This window comes from Pantoea sp. PA1, from assembly GCF_056856975.1.
Genome location: NZ_JBXGEE010000004.1, coordinates 361608 through 383760 on the forward strand (window position 1 = coordinate 361608; position 22153 = coordinate 383760).

Consider the following 22153-nt stretch of genomic DNA (forward strand, 5'->3'; position numbering starts at 1 on the left):
ATTCCACCGTCTTTAAACCTAAACTCTCAGGTTCAGCATGACAACGAATTATATTTTTGTGACCGGCGGGGTCGTTTCCTCTCTGGGTAAAGGCATTGCCGCAGCCTCCCTCGCAGCCATTCTCGAAGCCCGTGGTCTGAACGTGACCATCATGAAGCTGGACCCGTATATCAACGTGGATCCAGGCACCATGAGCCCGACGCAGCACGGCGAAGTTTTCGTCACTGACGACGGCGCCGAAACTGACCTGGATCTGGGTCACTACGAGCGCTTCATCCGCACCAAAATGACGCGTCGCAACAACTTCACCACGGGTCGTATCTACTCAGATGTCCTGCGCAAAGAGCGCCGGGGCGACTATCTGGGCGCAACCATTCAGGTTATCCCGCACATCACCAACGCCATCAAAGAGCGCATCATTGAAGGCGGTGAAGGTCATGATGTCGTGCTGGTCGAAATCGGCGGCACGGTAGGCGATATCGAATCGCTGCCGTTCCTGGAAGCGATTCGTCAGATGGCCGTCGACGTGGGCCGCGAGCACACCATGTACATGCACCTGACGCTGGTGCCTTATATGGCGGCGGCGGGTGAGGTGAAAACCAAACCGACTCAGCACTCTGTTAAAGAGCTGCTGTCGATCGGTATCCAGCCAGACGTGCTGATTTGCCGTTCTGACCGTGCCGTACCGGCTAACGAACGCGCCAAAATCGCCCTGTTCTGTAACGTCCCTGAAAAAGCGGTTATCTCGCTGAAGGACGTCGATTCCATCTACAAGATTCCTGGCATGCTGAAATCGCAGGGCCTGGATGACTATATCTGCAAGCGCTTCAACCTGAACGCACCGGAAGCCAACCTGGCCGAGTGGGAGCAGGTGATTTACGAAGAAGCCAATCCGGGTGGCGAAGTCACCATCGGTATGGTGGGCAAGTATGTTGAGCTGCCGGATGCCTACAAGTCGGTGATCGAAGCGCTGAAACATGGCGGCCTGAAAAATCGCGTGACCGTGAACATCAAACTGATCGATTCGCAGGATGTGGAATCACGCGGTGTCGAATTGCTGAAAGATCTGGATGCGATTCTGATTCCGGGTGGCTTCGGTTACCGCGGTGTGGAAGGCAAGCTGATGACCGCGCAGTATGCGCGTGAGAACAATGTGCCGTACCTGGGTATCTGCCTGGGCATGCAGGTCGCGCTGATGGAGTTTGCGCGCAATGTCGCCGGGATGCCGGGCGCCAACTCCACCGAATTTGTGCCAGACTGTAAATACCCGGTGGTGGCATTAATCACCGAATGGCGTGACGAAGAGGGCAACGTCGAAGTCCGCAGCGAGCAGAGCGATCTGGGCGGCACCATGCGTCTGGGCAGCCAGCAGTGTCAGTTAACGCCGGGCAGCCAGGTTCGCCAGCTCTACGGCTCTGACACCATCGTTGAGCGCCATCGCCACCGCTATGAAGTCAACAATATGCTGTTAAAGCAGATTGAAGCAGCCGGTCTGCGCGTGGCGGGTCGATCTGGTGATGATCAGCTGGTTGAGATCATCGAGATCCCGAACCATCCGTGGTTTGTGGCTTGCCAGTTCCACCCGGAGTTCACCTCGACACCACGCGATGGCCATCCGTTGTTTGCCGGCTTTGTGAAAGCCGCGCATGAGCATCAGAAGCGTTTAGCGAAGTAAGTTTCACAAACAGCGCGCGAACTTTTCGCGCGTTGTTTGTCTTAGGATTGACTAACTTGTACTGAGGAAAATCGTAATGTCCAAAATCGTAAAAGTCATCGGTCGCGAAATTATCGACTCACGTGGTAACCCGACTGTTGAAGCTGAAGTGCATCTGGAAGGCGGTTTCGTAGGCCTGGCCGCTGCGCCATCAGGTGCCTCTACCGGTTCACGCGAAGCGCTGGAACTGCGTGACGGTGACAAATCACGTTTCCTGGGCAAAGGCGTAACCAAAGCCGTTGCTGCAGTAAACGGTCCGATTGCTGAAGCGGTAAAAGGCAAAGACGCGAAAGATCAGGCGAACATCGACAAGATCATGATCGACCTGGACGGTACTGAGAACAAATCTAACTTCGGTGCAAACGCCATTCTGGCTGTTTCCCTGGCAGCGGCAAAAGCGGCGGCGGCGTCTAAAGGTCAGCCACTGTATGAGCACATCGCTGAACTGAACGGCACCCCAGGCAAATACTCTATGCCTCTGCCAATGATGAACATCATCAACGGTGGCGAACATGCCGACAACAACGTCGACATCCAGGAATTCATGATTCAGCCGGTTGGCGCAGCTAACGTGAAAGAAGCCATCCGTATGGGTTCTGAAGTGTTCCACAACCTGGCAAAAGTGCTGAAAAGCAAAGGCATGAGCACCGCTGTCGGTGACGAAGGCGGCTACGCACCAAACCTGGGTTCCAACGCTGAAGCACTGGCTGTTATCGCAGAAGCGGTAAAAGCAGCAGGCTACGAGCTGGGCAAAGACATCACCCTGGCGATGGACTGTGCGGCATCTGAGTTCTACAAAGATGGCAAATATGTTCTGGCCGGTGAAGGCGGTAAAGCGTTCACCTCTGAAGAGTTCACCCACTTCCTGGAAGATCTGACTAAACAGTATCCGATTGTCTCTATCGAAGATGGCCTGGACGAATCTGACTGGAACGGCTTCGCTTACCAGACCAAAGTTCTGGGCGACAAAATCCAGCTGGTGGGTGATGACCTGTTCGTAACCAACACCAAAATCCTGAAAGAAGGTATCGAAAAAGGTATCGCTAACTCCATCCTGATCAAATTCAACCAGATCGGTTCTCTGACCGAAACTCTGGCTGCGATCAAAATGGCGAAAGACGCGGGCTACACTGCGGTGATCTCTCACCGTTCAGGTGAAACCGAAGATGCGACCATCGCTGACCTGGCGGTTGGTACTGCAGCAGGCCAGATCAAAACCGGTTCAATGAGCCGCTCTGACCGTGTTGCTAAGTACAACCAGCTGATCCGTATCGAAGAAGCGCTGGGTTCTAAAGCGCCATTCAACGGTCTGAAAGAAGTTAAAGGTCAGTAATGACCCGGTGCTGATGCCACGTTGCGTGGCATCGCATAAACAGAAAGCCCCGCCCTGTGCGGGGCTTTTTGTTTATGCAGTGTACAGTCACGGATGGCAGGGCCCGATCAAGCGGCATTCCTGCCGGCCCGTGCAGTTCCCTGCGCGCGGAGAAAAGGCACAACGCGTGGTTGAGCTGCGCGACAAATCTGCCATAATCAGCGCCCCGATTTATCCAGGCGAGTAAAAAATGTTCTACCCGATTAACGAAATGTTCCAGACACTGCAGGGCGAAGGTTACTACACCGGCGTGCCTGCTCTCTTTATCCGCCTGCAGGGATGCCCGGTGGGCTGTAGCTGGTGCGATACCAAACATACCTGGGACAAACGGGCAGATCGGGAGACCTCGCTGGGCGACATTTTGATCAAAACGGTGGAGAGTGACGCCTGGGGCGATGCCGACGCGGCGACCCTGCTTCGCGCCATCGAACAGCAGGGCTGGACGGCGCGGCACGTGGTGATTACCGGCGGTGAACCGGCGATATACGATCTGCGCCCGTTAACCGCTGCGCTGGAACAGCAGGGTTTTCAGTGCCAGATTGAGACCAGTGGCACTCACGAAATCCACTGCTCTGAACGGACCTGGGTGACGGTGTCGCCGAAGGTGAACATGCGCGGCGGCTACGACGTGCTGCCGCAGGCCCTGAGCCGGGCTGATGAAATCAAACATCCGGTGGCGCGCCAGCGTGATGTCGAGGCACTGGATGAACTACTGGCGGGCATTGAGGACAGCAAACCGCGCATCATCGCGCTTCAGCCCATCAGCCGCAAAGAGGAGGCGACCCGCCTCTGCATTGAGACCTGCATCGCCCGTAACTGGCGTCTGTCGATGCAGACTCACAAATATCTCAATATCGCCTGATTTTCATCGCGGTGGTTTCTGCGCGCGGAGGGGGGCGTGCAGGGCAGGGGATAGCAGAGGCGAAAAAGGGGAGCCGCGTCGGATCGAAGGATTCGATCCGACAGGGTCAGCCGCGGTAAACGCAGCCCGCAGTGCAGGTTTCTTTGATCATGACCGCGCTTAACAGCGGCAGTTGCGGCTTCATCTGATCCCAGATCCATTTCGCCAGCACTTCGCTGGTGGGATTTTCCAGGCCGGGAATATCGTTCAGGTAGTAGTGGTCCAGCCGATCGTAGACCGGCTTAAACGCCGCTTTCAGTTCAGCAAAATCCATAACCCAGCCGGTATGCGCATCCACTTCGCCGGTAATCTCCAGACGAACCAGGAACGAATGACCGTGCAGACGGCCACATTTGTGTCCGGCCGGCACATTCGGAAGATGGTGCGCGGCCTCGAACTGGAATTCTTTAAACAGGGTGGTAGACATAGTGGTTCTCAGACATTAAAAACCGCTGGATTCTACCTGATTACCGCTTTTTTCGCACCCGCTGCGCACGAAGCGTTCTTTTTCTTCACCCGTCTTCCTCTGATGTCCAGCTAATTAACTGATATAGCGCCGCTTTGCTTACCACTTTTGCTGATTAATCCTACCTGAAAAACCATTTAGTCATTTTGGTTATTTGATATGTCGAAGGCGTATTTAATCGTTAATATACAGCCCGGTAACCTACGCACTCTTCCGCCATTTTACGGTCCGGACTTCTGATACTGGAATTTTTAACGCGATGACGACTCAGGCACCTGGTTCAATGCTTCCGCTCTCTCCGGAACAACTCGCCCGCTTACAGGCGGCGACGACAGATTATTCCCCGACTCAACTGGCGTGGCTGTCAGGCTATTTCTGGGGCAGGGTAGAACAGGCACCGGGTAGCGCCGTCGCCAGCAGCACACCGCCTGCGGCGGCCGCTGAAGCACCGGTTATCACACTGCTTTCCGCCTCACAGACCGGCAATGCCCGTCGTCTGGCCGAGCAGCTGCGTGATGACCTGCTGGCCGCCAAGCTGAATGTCAACCTGGTGAACGCCGGTGATTACAAGTTCAAACAGATTGGCCAGGAAAAGATGCTGGTCGTCGTTACCTCGACCCAGGGCGAGGGCGAACCGCCTGAAGAGGCGGTGGCGCTGCATAAGTTCCTGATGTCGAAAAAGGCACCGAAGATGGACGGGGCCGCCTTTGCCGTGTTTGGCCTGGGCGATACCTCCTATGAATTCTTCAGTCAGGCGGGCAAAGATTTTGACAGCCGTCTGGCCGAGCTGGGCGGCGAGCGCCTGCTTGAGCGCGTGGATGCGGATGTCGAGTATGCGGAACAGGCCACGGCCTGGCGCAGTGCGCTGACAGCGATCCTCAAAGCGCGGGTGCCGACTGAATCGCCGGCGCAGGCGGCCGCGACAGTGGCAGGCAGCGTCAACGAAGTGACCACCAGCCCCTACAGCAAAGAGGCGCCGCTCAGCGCCAGCCTGGCGGTGAATCAGAAAATCACCGGACGGGATTCCGACAAAGATGTGCGCCATATCGAAATCGATCTGGGCGACTCCGGTCTGCGCTATCAGCCCGGCGATGCGCTGGGCGTCTGGTATGAAAACGACGCAGCGCTGGTCAGCGAACTGCTGGAGCTGGTCTGGCTGAAAGGCGATGAACCGGTTGAGGTTCAGGGCAGCACGCTGCCGCTGGCCGAGGCGCTGCAGAAGCATTTCGAACTGACGGTGAACACGGCGCAGATTGTTGCGCAGTACGCTCAGCTGTCACGTAACGCCGAACTGCTGGCTCTGGTGGATGATAAAGCCAGACTGCAGCACTATGCGCAGCAGTATCCCATCGTCGACATGGTGCGCCTGGCTCCGTCTGAGCTCAGCGCCGAACAGCTGACCGGACTGCTGCGTCCGCTGACGCCGCGACTCTACTCTATCGCCTCCTCTCAGGCAGAGACCGATACCGAAGTGCATATCACCGTGGGTGCCGTTCGCTTTGATATCGAAGGTCGCCAGCGCGGCGGCGGCGCATCCACCTGGCTGGCCGATCGCATCGAAGAAGAGGGCGAGGTCCGGGTGTTCATCGAACATAACGACAACTTCCGCCTGCCGGCCGATCCGGATGCCCCGGTCATCATGATCGGGCCGGGCACCGGCATCGCTCCCTTCCGCGCCTTTATGCAGCAGCGCGATAACGACGGTGCGGGCGGCAAAAACTGGCTATTCTTTGGCAATCCCCACTTCACCGAGGATTTCCTCTATCAGGTCGAGTGGCAGAAATATGTGAAGGATGGTCTGCTGACCCATATCGACCTCGCCTGGTCACGCGATCAGGCTGAAAAGATTTACGTTCAGGATAAGATCCGCGCGAAAGGTGCCGAAGTGTGGCGCTGGATTCAGGAGGGCGCGCATCTTTATGTCTGTGGCGACGCCAATCGCATGGCAAAAGACGTCGAGCAGGCATTGCTGGATGTGGTGGTCGAACACGGCGGAATGGATCGTGAAACGGCCGACGAATTTTTAAGTGAGCTGCGCATTGAGCGCCGTTATCAGCGAGACGTTTACTAATGAGCGATAAACACCCTGGACCGCTGGTTGTAGAAGGCAAATTAACCGACGCCGAGCGTCTGAAGAAGCAGAGCAACTATCTGCGCGGCACCATTAAAGAAGATCTGGAAGAGGGTCTGACCGGTGGATTTACCGGCGATAACTTCCTGCTGATCCGTTTCCACGGCATGTACCAGCAGGACGATCGCGACATCCGTGCCGAGCGTGCTGAGCAGAAGCTGGAGCCGCGCCACGCCATGATGCTGCGCTGCCGTCTGCCGGGCGGGATCATTACGCCGACCCAGTGGCTGGCTATCGACAGATTTGCTACCGACAAAACCCTTTATGGCAGCATCCGTCTGACCAACCGTCAGACCTTCCAGTTTCACGGCATTCTGAAAAAGAACGTGAAGCCGACGCATCAGATGCTGCACGAAGTGGGGCTGGATGCGCTGGCGACCGCCAACGACGTCAACCGTAACGTGCTCTGCACCTCGAACCCGGTTGAGTCGGAACTGCATCAGGAAGCGTATGAGTGGGCGAAGAAGCTCTCTGAGCATCTGCTGCCGCGCACCCGTGCCTATGCCGAGATCTGGTGGGATAAGGAAAAGATCGCGACCACCGATGAAGAGCCGATCCTCGGTGAAACCTATCTGCCGCGTAAGTTCAAAACGACGGTGGTGATCCCGCCGCACAACGACGTGGATCTGCACGCCAACGACCTGAACTTCGTGGCGATCGCTGAAAATGGCAAGCTGGTGGGCTTTAACCTGCTGGTAGGCGGCGGCCTGTCGATCGAGCACGGCAACAAAGCGACCTACGCACGCACTGCCAGCGAGTTTGGCTACTTCCCGGTGGATAAGATCCTCGACGTGGCTGAAGCGGTTGTCACCACCCAGCGCGACTGGGGTAACCGTACCGACCGTAAAAACGCCAAAACCAAGTACACCCTGGAGCGCGTGGGCGTCGAGACCTTTAAGGCGGAAGTGGAAAAACGTGCCGGTGTGACCTTTGAGCCGATCCGCCCGTATGAATTCACCACCCGTGGCGATCGCATTGGCTGGATTAAAGGCATCGACAATAAATGGCACCTGACGCTGTTTATCGAGAATGGTCGCCTGCTCGACTATCCGGGTCGTCCGCTGAAGAGCGGCATTGCCGAAATTGCGAAAGTTCATCAGGGCGATTTCCGCCTGACCGCCAACCAGAACCTGATTGTGGCGGGCGTGCCGGAGAGCGAGAAAGCGAAGATTGAAGCGATCGCCCGTGAACATGGTCTGATGGATCACGTCACGCCGCAGCGCGAAAACTCGATGGCCTGCGTGGCCTTCCCGACCTGTCCGCTGGCGATGGCGGAAGCAGAACGCTTCCTGCCCGCCTTCGTGACCAAAGTCGAGGGCATCATGCATGCTCACGGCGTCGGTGATGAGCACATAGTGTTACGCGTTACCGGTTGTCCGAACGGTTGTGGTCGTGCCATGCTGGCAGAGCTGGGTCTGGTGGGTAAAGCGCCAGGCCGCTATAACCTGCATCTGGGCGGAAACCGCACCGGAACGCGTATTCCCCGCATGTACCGTGAGAACATTAACGAAAGCGAAATTCTCGCCACCATTGATGAGCTGGTGGGACGCTGGGCCACCGAGCGCCAGGCCGCAGAAGGCTTTGGTGACTTCACCATCCGCACGGGCATTGTCGCGCCGGTGCTGGACCCGGCACGCGACTTTTGGGAGGAGGCAAAATGAGTCATCCTGACCTCGCAGCACTGAATGAGATGTCCAAAGTCCAGCGTGCAATGGCGCTGGCAGCGACCAATGCGCAGCTGGAGAAGGCGTCAGCAGAAGAGCGGGTCAGCTGGGCGCTGGAGCATCTGCCGGGCGCCTATGTACTCTCCTCCAGCTTCGGTATTCAGGCCGCGGTGTCGCTGCACCTGGTGACGCGTCAGCAGCCCGATATTCCGGTGATCCTGACTGACACCGGCTATCTCTTCCCGGAGACTTATCGTTTTATTGATGAGCTGGCAGACCAGCTCAATCTCAACCTCAAAGTGTTCCGCGCCGAAACCTCCCCGGCCTGGCAGGAAGCGCGCTACGGCAAACTGTGGGAGCAGGGCGTCGAGGGGATTGAGAAGTATAACGAGATTAACAAAGTCGAACCGATGAACCGCGCGCTGGAAACCCTGGGCGCGCAGACCTGGTTTGCCGGTTTGCGCCGCGATCAGTCGGGCAGCCGGGCGAATCTGCCGGTGCTGGGCGTGCAGCGCGGCGTCTTTAAGGTGCTGCCGATTATCGACTGGGATAACCGGAAGATTCATCAGTATCTGGAACAGCACAAGCTGAAATACCATCCGCTGTGGGATGAGGGCTATCTCTCGGTGGGCGATACCCACACCACCCGCAAATGGGAGCCGGGTATGGCAGAAGAAGAGACCCGCTTCTTCGGTCTCAAGCGTGAGTGCGGCCTGCACGAAGGCTGAATCCCGCGCCTCTTCTCTCCCCCCTGACTGGCGGGAGAGAAGGGCGTCACTGCCTGGTCTCAGACGCCGGTTAAGCCACTGAAGGCTTCCGCTGCCCGCGTTACATTCACCTTTGTCACCTCATACTGCGCCACGGCGACAAAAGGATCTTCCGCTAAGATCGCCTCCAGCCGTTCACGCTCAATATCCCTCACCAGCAGCATGCCGCCGGTGCGCGGATCTTTACGTCCCGCCGCAATAAAAATGTCCGCGTCAAAATAGCGATTAAGCCAGTCGATATGGCCAGCCAGCAGGGTTTCAACTTCCTCTACCGGACGAATGTAATTCAGAAAGACGACGTACATGTCAGATCCTCACACGTTGGGATTGGTCAGTTCTCTGAGCAGCGGCAGCAGCACGCTGACACTGTCATGGGTTCGTCGGGCTATCTGACCCGGCAGCCAGCGGTCAAGGTAGTTCAGATTATCCAGGTCAGTCTGATGGCGGGTGACGCCATCGGGAAAGTGGCGGCTGCGGTGACGCTGCAGCGCGCCATCTTTATTTCCCAGCGTCCAGTTACTGGCGGTCACATCCAGCAGCGGAAAACCCGCCCTGTCAAAGGCATTCAGCCCGCTGACATCTTTTCGGGTCAGCTGATGACTGGCGGCGGGAATGCCGAGCTGGCGGGCCAGCAGCAGCGCCCGATCGCTGGTCTGCTTGCGTACCGCCCGGGGCGTATTCATGCCGCTGTTAAAATAGAGATGATCGCCGGTGATCAGGCTGTTGAGGTCGATGACCAGCAGGGTGTTCTTCTTCTCACGCGCGCTCATCCGCTCCACGTAGTCATCCATGCCGTGCAGATCGGCTTCTCCGGCGCTCAATGCCACAAAGCGGACGCCATAGTGCAGCGGTTTCTGACTCAGCTGCTGCGCCAGTTCCAGCATCACGCCCAGCCCTGAGGCGTTATCATCCACCCCCTGCAGACGCAGGCCGCCCAGATTGCGGTGAACCTGGGCGCTGTTCAGCGGCGTCCAGGTATCCAGATGGGCCACGATCAGGATCTCCTGCGGCACGCTGCCAGCGCGTGCGGCAATGACCGAGGTGGCGGTCAGCTTGTGCCAGCGCCGCGAGCCATCCTCTTCCTGCCAGTTGTAACCGGTGTTGAACTGGCGGGTATTGGTCTGATAACCCAGCGCGGTAAATTGCTGCTGCAGATAGTCAGCTGCCATCAGCTCAGCCGGGCTGCCACTCATGCGGCCCGGGAAAAAGGTGGCGATGTGCCGGACCTGCTGCTCAGCAAACTGGCCGGGCGGCGTGGCCAGTGCCAGTGCCAGCGGGGAGAGGAGTGCGCCAGACAAAAGAGTGGCAACCCTCAGACGGAGGGAACAAAACATAGTGCATCCTTTTTTTTATTTGTCCGGAGCGGGCCTGTACAGGGGCCAGGGCCGCTCATGCCGGGCGTATTATACGCTTTTTGTTCCGCAATCCTGTTAGTGGAATCGGGCGCTGTCGCCTCCGGCACAGAGAGGCAGACCTTTGCGCTGGCACTTATCTGCTTTTGCAGCGCAGCAGGTGCGGAGGAATCTGTGAGCCTGTTCACGAAAAAGCCATTACATTTCATCTGTTAAGATCAAATTGTTCTGTGCTTTGCGCCACCGTTATTCCATTCGGTAACTACTCATTCCAATTCGTAATTTCATCTGGATAAACTCAGCGACGTATAGTCCCGTTAATACAAAGTTAAAACATCAGGGTTAACGTGGACTATTTGCCTCTTTTTGCCGATCTCTCTGGCCGCCCGGTTCTGGTTGTCGGCGGTGGAGATATTGCGGCGCGAAAAATTGAACTGCTGCGTCGCGCGCGCGCGCGTGTGCAGATCGCCTCTCGTGAACTCTGCCCGGAACTGCAGGAACTGCTGGATAAGCAGGAGCTGGAGTGGGTGGCGACCGAATTTGATCCGGCTCAGCTGGATGGCGTTTTCCTGGTGATTGCTGCCACCGACGATAACCATCTCAACACCCAGGTTTTTGAAGCTGCTAACGCGCGGCATAAGCTGGTTAACGTGGTCGACGACCAGCCCAAATGCACCTTTATCTTCCCGTCGATTGTTGACCGCTCACCGCTGGTAGTAGCGATCTCCTCCAGCGGCACCGCGCCGGTACTGGCACGCATGCTGCGCGAAAAAATCGAAACGCTGCTGCCCGCCAGTCTGGGCCAGATGGCGGAGGTAGCCGGGCTGTGGCGCGATAAGGTCAAACAGCGCTTCAGCCGCATGTCCGATCGTCGGCGTTTCTGGGAGCGGGCCTTCGACGGTCTGTTCGCCAGTCAGATGTCCGCCGGTAACGTCGAAGAGGCGAAGCGCACGCTGGATCGTGAACTGCTGGAAGAGCCAACCCGTCAGGGCGAGATCTTTCTGGTCGGTGCCGGGCCGGGCGACAGCGGCCTGCTGACGCTGCGTGGCCTGCAGGTAATGCAGTTAGCCGACGTGGTGCTCTATGACCATCTGGTCAGTGAAGAGGTGCTGGACCTGGTGCGTCGTGACGCCGACCGCATCTGCGTCGGTAAACGCGCCAGCGCGCATACGTTGCCGCAGGAAGAGATTAATCAGTTGCTGGTTTCACTGGCGCTGAAAGGTAAGCGGGTGGTGCGCCTCAAGGGCGGCGATCCCTTTATCTTTGGCCGCGGCGGCGAAGAGCTGCAGGCGGCACAGCAGGCGGGCGTGCCTTTCCAGGTGGTGCCGGGCGTCACCGCGGCTGCCGGTGCGACGGCCTATGCCGGGATTCCGCTGACCCACCGCGACTATGCCCAGAGCGTGATGTTTATTACCGGTCACTGCCGTCCCGATGGGGATGATATTGACTGGCCATCGCTGGCGCGTGCGCGTCAGACGCTGGCGATCTACATGGGCACGGTTAAAGCGGCTGCTATCAGCGCGGCGCTGATTCAGCATGGTCGTGCACCATCAACGCCAGTGGCGGTGATCAGTCGCGGCACCCGTCAGGATCAGCAGGTGCTGACCGGCACCTTAGAACACCTTGAGGCGCTGGCCGCCTCGGCACCTACTCCGGCGCTGCTGGTGATCGGAGAGGTGGTTAATCTGCACGGGCAACTCGCCTGGTTTAAACATTCAGCACAGCAGGGGGCTCGCGAGTCCGCCGTTGTCAATCTGGCTTGAGGGAAAATCATGGACCAAAAACGACTCACTCATCTGCGTCAGCTGGAGGCGGAGAGCATCCATATCATTCGCGAAGTGGCTGCAGAGTTCAGCAACCCGGTGATGATGTACTCCATCGGCAAAGACTCTTCGGTCATGCTGCACCTGGCACGCAAAGCGTTCTATCCGGGCACGCTGCCGTTTCCGTTGCTGCATGTGGACACCGGCTGGAAATTCCGCGAGATGTATGAATTCCGTGACCGCACCGTGAAAGCGATGGGGGCCGAGCTGATCGTTCACCGCAACCCGGAAGGGGTGGCGATGGGCATTAACCCGTTTGTCCACGGCAGCGCCAAACACACCGATATCATGAAAACGGAAGGGCTGAAGCAGGCGCTGGACAAATATGGTTTTGACGCGGCCTTCGGCGGCGCACGTCGCGATGAAGAGAAGTCGCGCGCCAAAGAGCGTATCTACTCGTTCCGTGACCGCTTCCATCGCTGGGACCCGAAAAACCAGCGTCCTGAGCTGTGGCACAACTACAACGGTCAGATCAACAAGGGCGAAAGCATCCGCGTTTTCCCGCTGTCGAACTGGACCGAACTGGATATCTGGCAGTACATCTTCCTGGAAAACATCGAGATCGTGCCGCTTTATCTCGCCGCGCCGCGTCCGGTGCTGGAGCGTGACGGCATGCTGATGATGATTGATGACGATCGTATCAATCTGCAGCCGGGTGAAGAGATCACCCAACGGATGGTCCGTTTCCGTACCCTCGGCTGCTGGCCGCTGACCGGTGCAGTAGAGTCCGAAGCGCAGACGCTGCCGGAGATCATCGAAGAGATGCTGGTGTCCACCACCAGTGAGCGTCAGGGCCGCATGATCGACCGCGACCAGTCCGGTTCGATGGAACTGAAAAAACGCCAGGGTTATTTCTAAGGAGACGCCAGATGAATACCGTAATTGCACAACAGATTGCCGACCAGGGCGGCGTTGAAGCCTGGCTGACCGCTCAGCAACACAAGAGCCTGCTGCGTTTTCTGACCTGCGGCAGCGTGGACGATGGAAAAAGTACCCTGATTGGGCGTCTGCTGCACGACACCCGTCAGATCTATGAAGACCAGCTCTCTTCACTGCACAACGACAGCAAACGTCACGGCACCCAGGGCGAGAAGCTCGATCTGGCGCTACTGGTAGATGGTCTGCAGGCGGAGCGTGAGCAGGGCATTACCATCGACGTGGCCTACCGCTACTTCTCGACCGAAAAGCGTAAATTCATTATTGCCGACACGCCGGGCCATGAGCAGTACACCCGCAACATGGCGACCGGGGCCTCCACCTGCGACCTGGCGATCCTGCTGATCGACGCGCGAAAAGGCATGCTGGATCAGACCCGTCGTCACAGCTTTATCTCGACGCTGCTGGGCATTAAGAACCTGGTGGTGGCGATCAACAAGATGGATCTGGTGGACTACAGTCAGGATCGCTTCGAGGCGATCAAACAGGATTATCTCGATTTCGCCGCCCAGCTGCCGGACGATCTCGACATCCGCTTTGTGCCGATGTCGGCGCTGGAGGGGGACAACGTTGCGACGGCCAGCCAGACCATGCCGTGGTACACCGGCCCGACGCTGCTGGACGTGCTGGAGACCGTGGAGCTGAAGCGCGTTGTCGACCATCAGCCGATGCGCTTCCCGGTGCAGTATGTGAACCGTCCTAACCTCGATTTCCGTGGCTATGCCGGTACCCTGGCGTCAGGCAGCGTACAGGTGGGTCAGCGCGTTAAAGTGCTGCCGTCTGGCGTGGAGTCGACGATTGCCCGCATTGTGACCTTTGATGGCGATCTGCAGGACGCGGGAGCAGGGGAGGCGATTACCCTGGTGCTGCAGGATGAGATTGATATAAGCCGTGGCGATCTGCTGGTGGACGCCAGTGAAACGCTGACGGCAGTGCAGTCGGCCAGCGTTGACGTGGTGTGGATGGCGGAGCAGCCGCTGCAGGCGGGTCAGAGCTACGATCTGAAAATCGCCGGTAAGAAAACCCGTGGCCGGGTCGAAAAGGTGCTGCACCAGGTCGACATCAACTCGCTGGCGACCCATCAGGTCGATGCGCTGCCGCTGAACGGAATCGGTCGCATTGAGATCGTCTTCAATGAACCGATGGTGCTCGACAGCTATCAGCAGAACCCGGTGACCGGCGGCATGATCTTTATCGATCGCCTGAGCAACGTTACGGTCGGGGCGGGCATGATCCATCAGCCCAACCAGGATGTGCCGGCCAGTACAGGTGAGTTCAGCGCCTTTGAGCTGGAACTGAATGCGCTGGTGCGCCGTCACTTCCCACACTGGAACGCACGCGATCTGCTGGGCGGTCAATAATGGCGCAGCACGACGACAACGTGGTGTGGCATGACCATCCGGTCACCCGCGCGGCACGCGAACAGCAGCACGGCCATCAGGGCGTGGTGCTGTGGTTCACCGGGCTGTCGGGCTCGGGGAAATCCACGGTCGCCGGTGCGCTGGAGCAGGCGCTGCACCGCATCGGTGTCAGCACCTATCTGCTGGATGGGGATAATGTGCGTCACGGCCTGTGCCGTGACCTCGGTTTCAGCGATGACGACCGCAAAGAGAATATCCGTCGGGTCGGCGAAGTGGCGAAACTGATGGTGGATGCCGGATTAGTGGTGCTCACCGCCTTTATTTCACCGCATCGCGCCGAGCGGCAGATGGTGCGCGATCTGCTGGAACCGGGACAGTTTATCGAGGTGTTTGTCGATACGCCGTTAGCGGTGTGTGAGGCGCGCGATCCTAAAGGGTTATACCGCAAAGCCCGGGCCGGAGAACTGCGAAACTTCACCGGTATCGACAGCGTTTATGAAGCCCCGGAGAGCCCGGAAATTCAGCTGGATGGCGAACAATTGGTTACAAAACTGGCCGCCCAATTGTTAGACCTGCTGCGTGACCGCGATATCATCAGATCCTGAAGAGACAGCGGCAAATCGTCTCTGATTTGCCGCCCTCGCACCAACAGGATGCCTATGCAGAACATAACCCCACTGCTCGCTCGTAAAGATGACACCACCCCGGATGAGCCGCGCTCACTGCTGCCGGGCTGCGTGATCGGCTTTCTCGCTTACTGGTGTGCGCTGGCGATCCCGTTCCTGCTGTTCGGCTCCAACACGCTGTTTTTCTTTCTTTATACCTGGCCATTCTTTCTGGCGCTGCTGCCGGTTGCGGTGGTCGCCGGTATTGCCCTGAATACGCTGCTCAGCGGACAGTGGCTCTGGACCGCACTCGCCACCGTGATTCTGGTGGTCTCTCTCTTCTGGTTGATGTTCTCTTTTCTCTCCGGCTGGTAAGCGCTGATGCTGCTGCGCTGATGTGCAAACGCATCGGCCGGTTACAAATCTTTTCCCCCCGGAATCGCTGCTGATTCATATTTTGTGCAGACGCGCGGCAAAGCGCGCCATTTTCTCCGCTGGTGTGGAGTCCTGTGCAAAGTTATGGGATGATTGGGCCGTTTTTAGGGGGCGGGATGGGAAAACTGACGTTACTGTTACTGGTGCTGCTCGGCTGGCTGCAATATTCATTGTGGCTGGGGAAAAATGGCATCCACGACTATACGCGCGTCAATGATGATGTCGCGGTGCAACAGGCTAACAATGCCAAACTGAAATCGCGCAACGATCAGCTGTTTGCCGAAATTGATGACCTCAATGGCGGCTCGGAAGCGATCGAGGAGCGTGCACGCAATGAGCTGGGCATGATTAAGCCCGGTGAGACCTTCTATCGTCTGGTGCCTGACCAGAACAAACGCAACGCGCAACAATCAGCGCAAAACCAACAACGATAAAACATGAATACTCTGGCCTCCCTTGCGGATGTGATTGCCGTGGTGCCCGCGGCCGGGATCGGCAGCCGCATGCAGGCAACCTGTCCTAAGCAGTATCTGACGATTGGTCAGCACACCCTTCTGGAACACAGCATTGCACGTCTGTTTTCCCATCCTGCCATTAAACAGGTTATTGTCGCCCTCAGTCCCGACGATCAGCACTTCGCCTCACTGCCGCTGGCGCGCGATCCGCGCGTGCTCAGGGTTACCGGCGGAGAGACCCGCGCCGAATCGGTGCTGGCTGGCCTGCAGGCCGCGCAGGGTTCCGCGTGGGTTCTGGTTCACGATGCTGCCCGTCCCTGTCTGCATCCCGACGACCTGCAGCAGCTGCTCAACGTGCGCGAACAGAGCCACGTCGGCGGGATTCTGGCCGCACCGGTGCGCGACACCATGAAACGTGGCGAGCCGGGCAAAGCCGCGGTGGCCCACACGGTAGAGCGTGACGATCTCTGGCACGCCTTAACCCCCCAGTTTTTCCCGCATGCGCTGCTGACAGCCTGCCTGACGCGGGCACTGACCGAGGGCGCAACCATTACGGATGAGGCCTCGGCGCTGGAGTATTGCGGCTACCATCCGCTGCTGGTCAGCGGACGCAGTGATAACATCAAAGTCACCCGGCCAGAAGATCTGGCGCTGGCGGCTTTTTATCTGAGTCAGATTCAATTAAAGGAGAGCGCATGATGCGTATCGGTCACGGTTTTGACGTTCACGCCTTTGGCGGAGAGGGTCCGTTAGTGATTGGCGGTGTGCGGATCCCGTTTGAGCAGGGGTTTATCGCCCATTCCGATGGTGATGTGGCGCTGCATGCGCTGACGGATGCGCTGCTGGGCGCGGTCGCCATGGGCGATATTGGCAAGCTGTTTCCGGATACCGATCCCGCGTTTAAAGGCGCGGACAGCCGCGGCCTGCTGCGCGAGGCCTGGCGTCGTATCGAAGCCAAAGGCTATCGCATCGGTAACGTGGATGTCACCCTGATTGCCCAGGCGCCGAAAATGCTGCCGCATGTGCCGCAGATGCGCATCAACATCGCGGAAGATCTGGGGTGTCACATGGATGCGGTCAATGTCAAAGCCACCACGACCGAAAAGCTGGGCTTTACCGGGCGCGGTGAAGGGATCGCCTGCGAAGCGGTGGCCCTGCTGCTGAAAACCGACACCCAATGACGCTTCACTATCTGCACGGCACGCCCGTTGCCACCGGCGTCATCAAAGCCAGCCCGGAAGATTTTGTGGTGGTTGAAGATCTCGGTTATGGCCCGGATGGGGAAGGTGAGCATCTGCTGGTGCGCATCCGTAAAGTGGGCGCGAATACCCGCTTCGTGGCGGAGGCGCTGGCGAAATATCTCGGTGTGCATCAGCGTGACATGAGCTATGCCGGGATGAAGGATCGCCATGCCGTAACGGAGCAGACGCTCTGTTTCCGTCTGCCGGGGAATGCGATGCCCGATCTGCGCGGTTTTGCGCTGGAGGGGGTTGAGATCCTGCAGGCGGTACGCCACAAGCGCAAGCTGCGCACCGGCGCGCTGGCCGGAAATGCGTTCCGGCTGGTCATCCGCCAGATCAGTGACCGTGAGGCGGTTGAGACGCGCCTGACGCAGATTCGTGACGCGGGTGTGCCGAACTATTTCGGTGAGCAGCGTTTCGGGCGCGGTGGCAATAACCTGGTGATCGCAGAGAAGTGGGCGCGCAACGAGATTACCCTGCGCGATCGCAACAAGCGCAGCCTGATGCTCTCTGCCGCGCGCAGTGCGCTGTTTAATCAGGTGACCAGTGCGCGTCTGGCGCAGCAGGGTGGCCTGAGTCAGGTCCTTAACGGCGATGCCCTGCAGCTGACCGGGCGAGGCAGCTGGTTTGTTGCGCAGCCGGATGAGCTGGAAGCGTGCCAGCGCCGGGTTGAACAGCATGAACTGCGCATCACCGCGCCGCTGCCGGGGCGGGGCGAGCCGGGTCCGCAGGCGGATGCGCTGGCTTTTGAAGAGCAGGTGCTGGCTGGCGAAACCCTGCTGACCGGCCTGATTGAGCGCGAACGGGTGGATGCCGCACGCCGTGCCATGCTGGTCGTGCCGCGCGATCTGCGCTGGAGCTGGTGGGATGAGGTGACGCTGGAGCTGACGTTCTGGCTGCCCGCAGGCAGCTTCGCCACTAGCGTCGTCAGAGAACTGCTGGTTCAGGCCGACGCGTCCGATCAGATTGATGAGTAATCTTCGCCGCAACCTGACCCGCTGTGTGGGGAATGTTGCGGCAACCCCCCTCTGCTGTGTGATTTACGCCTACCACTTCCTTGCGTGCCTCGCTAGAATGCAAAAATCGCCGCCCATTCCTCACCTGTTGCCATGCCGTTCAGACAGGTTCAGTCGCGGCGACCAGTCGAATAAAAAAAGGTCAGAACGAAATGCGGATATTGCTCAGCAACGATGACGGCATTCATGCGCCAGGTATTCAGACTCTGGCGAAAGCCCTGCGGCAGATTGCTGACGTGCAGGTGGTTGCCCCCGATCGTAACCGAAGCGGTGCGTCAAACTCGCTCACCCTGGAAACGCCCCTGCGAACGTTCACCCATGAAAACGGCGATATCGCGGTGCAGATGGGTACCCCGACCGACTGTGTCTATCTGGGGGTGAATGCCCTGATGCAGCCGCGGCCCGATATTGTGGTGTCAGGCATCAATGCCGGTCCCAACCTCGGGGATGATGTGATTTACTCCGGTACGGTCGCGGCGGCGATGGAGGGGAGACACCTGGGCTTACCGGCGATCGCCGTTTCGCTCAATGGTCATCAGCACTATGAGACAGCCGCGGCGGTGACCTGTGCGCTTCTCCGGGCGCTGACGCATGAGCCGCTGCGCACCGGTCGCATTCTCAATATCAACGTGCCCGATCTGCCGCTCTCCGAACTCCGGGGCATTCGCGTGACGCGCTGTGGCAGCCGCCATCCGGCCGATCAGGTGATTGCGCAGCAGGACCCGCGCGGCAATACCCTCTACTGGATTGGCCCGCCGGGGGAAAAACTGGATGCCGGGCCGGATACGGACTTCGCCGCCGTGGATCAGGGCTATGTCTCTGTCACCGCGCTGCACGTCGATTTAACGGCGCACAGTGCACAGGAGGTGCTCAGCGACTGGCTGGCGAAAGCTGAGGTGAATCTGGCATGGTGAATCGGCGTATTGAGACGTTGCTGTCACAACTGCGTCAGCAGGGCATCCATGACGAAAACCTGCTGAAAGCCATCAGCGAGGTGCCACGCGAACGCTTTATCGATGAGGCGTTCGAGCACAAGGCCTGGGACAATGTCGCCCTGCCTATTGGCTCCGGTCAGACCATCTCACAGCCCTACATGGTGGCGCGGATGACCGCGCTGCTCGGGCTGAATCCCCATTCGCGGGTGCTGGAGATCGGCACCGGTTCGGGTTATCAGACCGCCATTCTGGCCCACCTGGTTGATCACGTCTATTCCGTGGAGCGGATTAAAGGGCTGCAGTGGCAGGCCAAGCGCCGGCTGAAACAGCTCGACCTGCACAATGTCTCCACCCGCCATGGCGACGGCTGGCAGGGCTGGCCATCCCGTGGCCCGTTCGATGCGATTATCGTCACGGCGGCCCCGCCGGAAATTCCGATTGCGCTGATAGCGCAGCTGGCAGAAGGCGGCATTATGGTGCTGCCGGTGGGGGAAGATCAGCAGGTACTGAAACGGCTGCGTCGTCAGGGAAAAGAGGTGACCGAAGAGACCATCGAGCCGGTGCGTTTTGTTCCGCTCGTGCAGGGCGACCTGGCCTGACCCTCTACGTATTTCTTCACAACTGTTTCATGGCACCACGTACCTGATGTTGTTACTATCCGGTTTACCTAACGAAAACACAGCTTTTATCGCGTCACGCAGAGCATTCTGCTGGCAGATACAGTGAAACAGATAGATCAGAGTTGCCATCACGGGGGATTAATGAGCACGGGAAGCACACTTTTTCAGTTACGCCGTCTGGCGGCGCTTTCACTGGTAGGTTTCTGGCTGGCAGGCTGCAGCTCCAGCGACAACTCGCAGGCGCCCATCAGTCGCGTGGGCGACAATGGCGGCATGAACAGCAGCCCGTCTGACACAGGCATGGTTTCGGGCGGCGTGCCTGCCACACCTGCCCAGGGACAAATGTTAAGCACAAATTCAGGATCTGCTCCCCGTAGCGGTGGAATGATTAGTACCAGCGATAATGTTGAGACACAGAATGGCCGGATTGTGTACAACCGCAGTTATCAGAATATTCCAAAGGGTAGTTACTCCGGTGAAACATATACCGTTAAGCGCGGTGACACATTGTTTTACATTGCCTGGATTACCGGCAACGACTTCCGCGATTTAGCCCAGCGCAACAACGTTCCGGCGCCCTATAGCCTGAATGTGGGGCAAACGCTGCAGATTGGAAATGGGTCAGGTCAGCCGATTACGGGCGGAAATCCCATTACCGTTGCTGATGCAACGCAGGGCGGTGTTCCGGCGTCGCCACAAATTAAAGCGCCTGTTGTTGCACAGCAACCTGTTATTACGTATTCTGATGATTCGGGTAATTCGGGTGGCAGCAAATTGTTGCCTTCGAAAGGAGCAAATGTTGCAACGACAACAGCTCCAGTCGTGACCGCCCCCCCAACGGTGAGCAGTACCACCAACAGTTCAACGCCGGTCGGAAGCTGGCGCTGGCCGACCGATGGGAAGATTATCGATAACTTCTCTGCCGCCGAAGGTGGCAATAAAGGGATCGATATCGCCGGAACGCGCGGACAATCTGTCGTTTCCACCGCATCAGGACGCGTGGTTTACGCAGGTAACGCACTCCGGGGGTACGGTAATTTAATCATCATTAAACACAACGATGATTACCTGAGTGCCTACGCCCACAACGATACAATGCTGGTTCGGGAACAACAGGAAGTTAAGGCGGGGCAGAAGATCGCTACCATGGGTAGCACCGGAACCAGTTCAGTCAGATTACATTTTGAAATTCGTTACAAGGGGAAATCCGTAAACCCGTTGCGTTATTTACCGCAGCGATAATCCGGCAGAACAGACCCTTTTTATGTTCTGCCCTGGAATCACGGGTAGGAGCCGCTTATGAGCCAGAATACGCTGAAAGTAAACGAGTTACATGAGAACGCGGAATTCGATGAGAACGGAGCTGAAATTTTTGACGAGAAAGCACTCGTTGAAAACGAAGCCAGTGATAGCGACGTAGCGGAAGAAGAGTTGCTATCACAGGGTGCGACGCAGCGTGTTTTAGATGCGACGCAGCTCTATCTTGGGGAGATTGGCTATTCTCCGTTGTTAACGGCAGAGGAAGAAGTTTTCTTCGCTCGCCGTGCATTGCGGGGTGATATTCCTTCCCGTCGCCGTATGATCGAAAGTAACTTACGCCTGGTGGTGAAAATCGCCCGTCGTTACAGCAATCGTGGTTTAGCCCTGCTGGACCTGATTGAAGAAGGTAACCTCGGCCTGATTCGCGCCGTTGAGAAATTTGACCCGGAGCGCGGGTTCCGTTTCTCAACGTACGCCACCTGGTGGATTCGTCAGACCATTGAACGGGCGATCATGAATCAAACCCGTACTATCCGTCTGCCGATTCACATTGTTAAAGAACTGAACGTTTATCTGCGTACTGCGCGTGAACTGTCCCACAAGCTCGACCATGAGCCGAGTGCGGAAGAGATCGCGGAGCAGCTTGATAAACCGGTTGATGACGTAAGCCGTATGTTGCGTCTCAACGAACGCATTACCTCGGTTGACACGCCATTAGGCGGGGATTCTGAAAAAGCGCTGCTGGATATTCTGGCCGATGAGAAAGACAACGGCCCGGAAGACACCACGCAGGACGATGACATGAAACAAAGCATCGTCAAATGGCTGTTCGAACTGAACGCCAAGCAGCGTGAAGTGCTGGCACGTCGTTTCGGCCTGTTGGGCTATGAAGCGGCAACGCTTGAGGATGTCGGTCGTGAAATCGGCTTAACCCGTGAGCGTGTCCGTCAGATTCAGGTTGAAGGTTTGCGCCGTCTGCGCGAAATCCTGCAGGCGCAGGGCCTCAACATTGAAGCACTGTTTCGTGAATAACTGATCTGAGTATCAATGCGAAAAGCGGTGGTGAAAACCACCGCTTTTTTTATGCCTGCAGAAAAGG

The 22153-nt window shown here is 57.9% G+C and carries 22 protein-coding genes; 19 read left to right on the forward strand and 3 right to left on the reverse strand.

Annotated elements, in window-relative coordinates; genetic code table 11:
* The first annotated feature begins 37 nt into the window (after positions 1-37).
* The 3 genes from pyrG to queE all read left to right on the forward strand — a co-directional run bounded on the left by pyrG (position 38) and on the right by queE (position 3948).
* Positions 38-1675 carry a glutamine hydrolyzing CTP synthase gene (gene pyrG / locus AC1V0D_RS17245; protein WP_009086964.1) on the forward strand — a complete coding sequence of 546 codons (1638 nt, stop codon included), beginning with the start codon at positions 38-40 and terminating at the stop codon, positions 1673-1675.
* 76 nt (positions 1676-1751) lie between these two features.
* The gene (gene eno, locus AC1V0D_RS17250) at positions 1752-3047 is read left to right on the forward strand and encodes a phosphopyruvate hydratase (protein WP_009086962.1); all 1296 of its coding nucleotides are present in this window, start codon (positions 1752-1754) and stop codon (positions 3045-3047) included.
* A gap of 229 nt (positions 3048-3276) precedes the next feature.
* A complete protein-coding gene (gene queE, locus AC1V0D_RS17255) occupies positions 3277-3948 on the forward strand; it encodes a 7-carboxy-7-deazaguanine synthase QueE (RefSeq protein ID WP_150030186.1) in 672 nt (223 codons plus the stop codon).
* Between the two features lie 106 nt (positions 3949-4054).
* Here the strand turns inward: queE and queD are convergent, their stop codons facing one another.
* A complete protein-coding gene (gene queD, locus AC1V0D_RS17260; protein WP_009086958.1) occupies positions 4055-4414 on the reverse strand; it encodes a 6-carboxytetrahydropterin synthase QueD in 360 nt (119 codons plus the stop codon).
* Positions 4415-4712: 298 nt separating this feature from the next.
* Between queD and cysJ the strand changes: the two genes are divergently transcribed.
* Genes cysJ through AC1V0D_RS17275 form a run of 3 tightly spaced genes read left to right on the forward strand, consistent with a single transcriptional unit; the run spans position 4713 to position 8976 of the window.
* Positions 4713-6524: an NADPH-dependent assimilatory sulfite reductase flavoprotein subunit gene (gene cysJ, locus AC1V0D_RS17265; protein WP_482907810.1), complete on the forward strand. Its 1812-nt coding sequence runs from the start codon at positions 4713-4715 to the stop codon at positions 6522-6524.
* Positions 6524-8245 carry an assimilatory sulfite reductase (NADPH) hemoprotein subunit gene (gene cysI, locus AC1V0D_RS17270; protein WP_482907811.1) on the forward strand — a complete coding sequence of 574 codons (1722 nt, stop codon included), beginning with the start codon at positions 6524-6526 and terminating at the stop codon, positions 8243-8245. The genes cysJ and cysI overlap by 1 nt, the downstream gene beginning before the upstream one ends.
* Positions 8242-8976 carry a phosphoadenylyl-sulfate reductase gene (locus tag AC1V0D_RS17275; protein ID WP_009086951.1) on the forward strand — a complete coding sequence of 245 codons (735 nt, stop codon included), beginning with the start codon at positions 8242-8244 and terminating at the stop codon, positions 8974-8976. The genes cysI and AC1V0D_RS17275 overlap by 4 nt, the downstream gene beginning before the upstream one ends.
* A 59-nt stretch (positions 8977-9035) precedes the next feature.
* Here AC1V0D_RS17275 and AC1V0D_RS17280 read toward each other — a convergent pair whose 3' ends face one another.
* Together AC1V0D_RS17280 and AC1V0D_RS17285 are read right to left on the reverse strand one after the other, a co-directional pair.
* A complete protein-coding gene (locus AC1V0D_RS17280) occupies positions 9036-9320 on the reverse strand; it encodes a YciI family protein (RefSeq protein ID WP_009086949.1) in 285 nt (94 codons plus the stop codon).
* Positions 9321-9329: 9 nt separating this feature from the next.
* On the reverse strand, positions 9330-10349 hold the full coding sequence (locus AC1V0D_RS17285; protein WP_046102457.1) for an aminopeptidase: 1020 nt from the start codon (positions 10347-10349) through the stop codon (positions 9330-9332).
* Between the two features lie 365 nt (positions 10350-10714).
* Between AC1V0D_RS17285 and cysG the strand changes: the two genes are divergently transcribed.
* From cysG to rpoS, 13 genes are all read left to right on the forward strand, one after another.
* Positions 10715-12130: a siroheme synthase CysG gene (gene cysG, locus AC1V0D_RS17290; protein WP_426608321.1), complete on the forward strand. Its 1416-nt coding sequence runs from the start codon at positions 10715-10717 to the stop codon at positions 12128-12130.
* A gap of 9 nt (positions 12131-12139) precedes the next feature.
* Positions 12140-13048 carry a sulfate adenylyltransferase subunit CysD gene (gene cysD / locus AC1V0D_RS17295; RefSeq protein ID WP_009086943.1) on the forward strand — a complete coding sequence of 303 codons (909 nt, stop codon included), beginning with the start codon at positions 12140-12142 and terminating at the stop codon, positions 13046-13048.
* A gap of 11 nt (positions 13049-13059) precedes the next feature.
* The gene (gene cysN, locus AC1V0D_RS17300) at positions 13060-14487 is read left to right on the forward strand and encodes a sulfate adenylyltransferase subunit CysN (RefSeq protein ID WP_482907812.1); all 1428 of its coding nucleotides are present in this window, start codon (positions 13060-13062) and stop codon (positions 14485-14487) included.
* Positions 14487-15092 (forward strand): adenylyl-sulfate kinase, encoded by a 606-nt coding sequence (gene cysC, locus AC1V0D_RS17305; protein WP_046102454.1) that lies wholly within the window; start codon positions 14487-14489, stop codon positions 15090-15092. Before cysN ends, cysC begins: the two co-directional genes overlap by 1 nt.
* Before the next feature lie 54 nt (positions 15093-15146).
* On the forward strand, positions 15147-15467 hold the full coding sequence (locus AC1V0D_RS17310) for a DUF3561 family protein (protein ID WP_140925056.1): 321 nt from the start codon (positions 15147-15149) through the stop codon (positions 15465-15467).
* 176 nt (positions 15468-15643) lie between these two features.
* Entirely contained in the window at positions 15644-15961 is a 318-nt protein-coding gene (gene ftsB / locus AC1V0D_RS17315; RefSeq protein ID WP_009086936.1) for a cell division protein FtsB, read from the forward strand.
* Between the two features lie 3 nt (positions 15962-15964).
* Positions 15965-16681 carry a 2-C-methyl-D-erythritol 4-phosphate cytidylyltransferase gene (gene ispD, locus AC1V0D_RS17320; RefSeq protein ID WP_058958443.1) on the forward strand — a complete coding sequence of 239 codons (717 nt, stop codon included), beginning with the start codon at positions 15965-15967 and terminating at the stop codon, positions 16679-16681.
* Positions 16681-17163 (forward strand): 2-C-methyl-D-erythritol 2,4-cyclodiphosphate synthase, encoded by a 483-nt coding sequence (gene ispF, locus AC1V0D_RS17325; RefSeq protein WP_337021968.1) that lies wholly within the window; start codon positions 16681-16683, stop codon positions 17161-17163. Before ispD ends, ispF begins: the two co-directional genes overlap by 1 nt.
* A complete protein-coding gene (truD, locus tag AC1V0D_RS17330) occupies positions 17160-18200 on the forward strand; it encodes a tRNA pseudouridine(13) synthase TruD (protein WP_426608322.1) in 1041 nt (346 codons plus the stop codon). Before ispF ends, truD begins: the two co-directional genes overlap by 4 nt.
* 191 nt (positions 18201-18391) lie before the next feature.
* Entirely contained in the window at positions 18392-19153 is a 762-nt protein-coding gene (gene surE / locus AC1V0D_RS17335; RefSeq protein WP_009086929.1) for a 5'/3'-nucleotidase SurE, read from the forward strand.
* Entirely contained in the window at positions 19147-19773 is a 627-nt protein-coding gene (locus AC1V0D_RS17340) for a protein-L-isoaspartate(D-aspartate) O-methyltransferase (protein ID WP_009086927.1), read from the forward strand. Before surE ends, AC1V0D_RS17340 begins: the two co-directional genes overlap by 7 nt.
* Positions 19774-19935: 162 nt before the next feature.
* Entirely contained in the window at positions 19936-21036 is a 1101-nt protein-coding gene (gene nlpD / locus AC1V0D_RS17345) for a murein hydrolase activator NlpD (protein WP_009086925.1), read from the forward strand.
* 57 nt (positions 21037-21093) lie between these two features.
* Entirely contained in the window at positions 21094-22086 is a 993-nt protein-coding gene (rpoS, locus tag AC1V0D_RS17350; RefSeq protein WP_009086923.1) for an RNA polymerase sigma factor RpoS, read from the forward strand.
* The last annotated feature ends 67 nt before the right edge of the window (positions 22087-22153 follow it).

Coding starts and splice junctions, on each gene's coding strand:
- pyrG (WP_009086964.1), top strand. CDS start 38: ATGACAACGAATTATATTTTTGTGACCGGCGGGGTCGTTTCCTCTCTG.
- eno (WP_009086962.1), top strand. CDS start 1,752: ATGTCCAAAATCGTAAAAGTCATCGGTCGCGAAATTATCGACTCACGT.
- queE (WP_150030186.1), top strand. CDS start 3,277: ATGTTCTACCCGATTAACGAAATGTTCCAGACACTGCAGGGCGAAGGT.
- queD (WP_009086958.1), bottom strand. CDS start 4,414: ATGTCTACCACCCTGTTTAAAGAATTCCAGTTCGAGGCCGCGCACCAT.
- cysJ (WP_482907810.1), top strand. CDS start 4,713: ATGACGACTCAGGCACCTGGTTCAATGCTTCCGCTCTCTCCGGAACAA.
- cysI (WP_482907811.1), top strand. CDS start 6,524: ATGAGCGATAAACACCCTGGACCGCTGGTTGTAGAAGGCAAATTAACC.
- AC1V0D_RS17275 (WP_009086951.1), top strand. CDS start 8,242: ATGAGTCATCCTGACCTCGCAGCACTGAATGAGATGTCCAAAGTCCAG.
- AC1V0D_RS17280 (WP_009086949.1), bottom strand. CDS start 9,320: ATGTACGTCGTCTTTCTGAATTACATTCGTCCGGTAGAGGAAGTTGAA.
- AC1V0D_RS17285 (WP_046102457.1), bottom strand. CDS start 10,349: ATGTTTTGTTCCCTCCGTCTGAGGGTTGCCACTCTTTTGTCTGGCGCA.
- cysD (WP_009086943.1), top strand. CDS start 12,140: ATGGACCAAAAACGACTCACTCATCTGCGTCAGCTGGAGGCGGAGAGC.
- cysN (WP_482907812.1), top strand. CDS start 13,060: ATGAATACCGTAATTGCACAACAGATTGCCGACCAGGGCGGCGTTGAA.
- cysC (WP_046102454.1), top strand. CDS start 14,487: ATGGCGCAGCACGACGACAACGTGGTGTGGCATGACCATCCGGTCACC.
- AC1V0D_RS17310 (WP_140925056.1), top strand. CDS start 15,147: ATGCAGAACATAACCCCACTGCTCGCTCGTAAAGATGACACCACCCCG.
- ftsB (WP_009086936.1), top strand. CDS start 15,644: ATGGGAAAACTGACGTTACTGTTACTGGTGCTGCTCGGCTGGCTGCAA.
- ispD (WP_058958443.1), top strand. CDS start 15,965: ATGAATACTCTGGCCTCCCTTGCGGATGTGATTGCCGTGGTGCCCGCG.
- ispF (WP_337021968.1), top strand. CDS start 16,681: ATGCGTATCGGTCACGGTTTTGACGTTCACGCCTTTGGCGGAGAGGGT.
- truD (WP_426608322.1), top strand. CDS start 17,160: ATGACGCTTCACTATCTGCACGGCACGCCCGTTGCCACCGGCGTCATC.
- surE (WP_009086929.1), top strand. CDS start 18,392: ATGCGGATATTGCTCAGCAACGATGACGGCATTCATGCGCCAGGTATT.
- AC1V0D_RS17340 (WP_009086927.1), top strand. CDS start 19,147: ATGGTGAATCGGCGTATTGAGACGTTGCTGTCACAACTGCGTCAGCAG.
- nlpD (WP_009086925.1), top strand. CDS start 19,936: ATGAGCACGGGAAGCACACTTTTTCAGTTACGCCGTCTGGCGGCGCTT.
- rpoS (WP_009086923.1), top strand. CDS start 21,094: ATGAGCCAGAATACGCTGAAAGTAAACGAGTTACATGAGAACGCGGAA.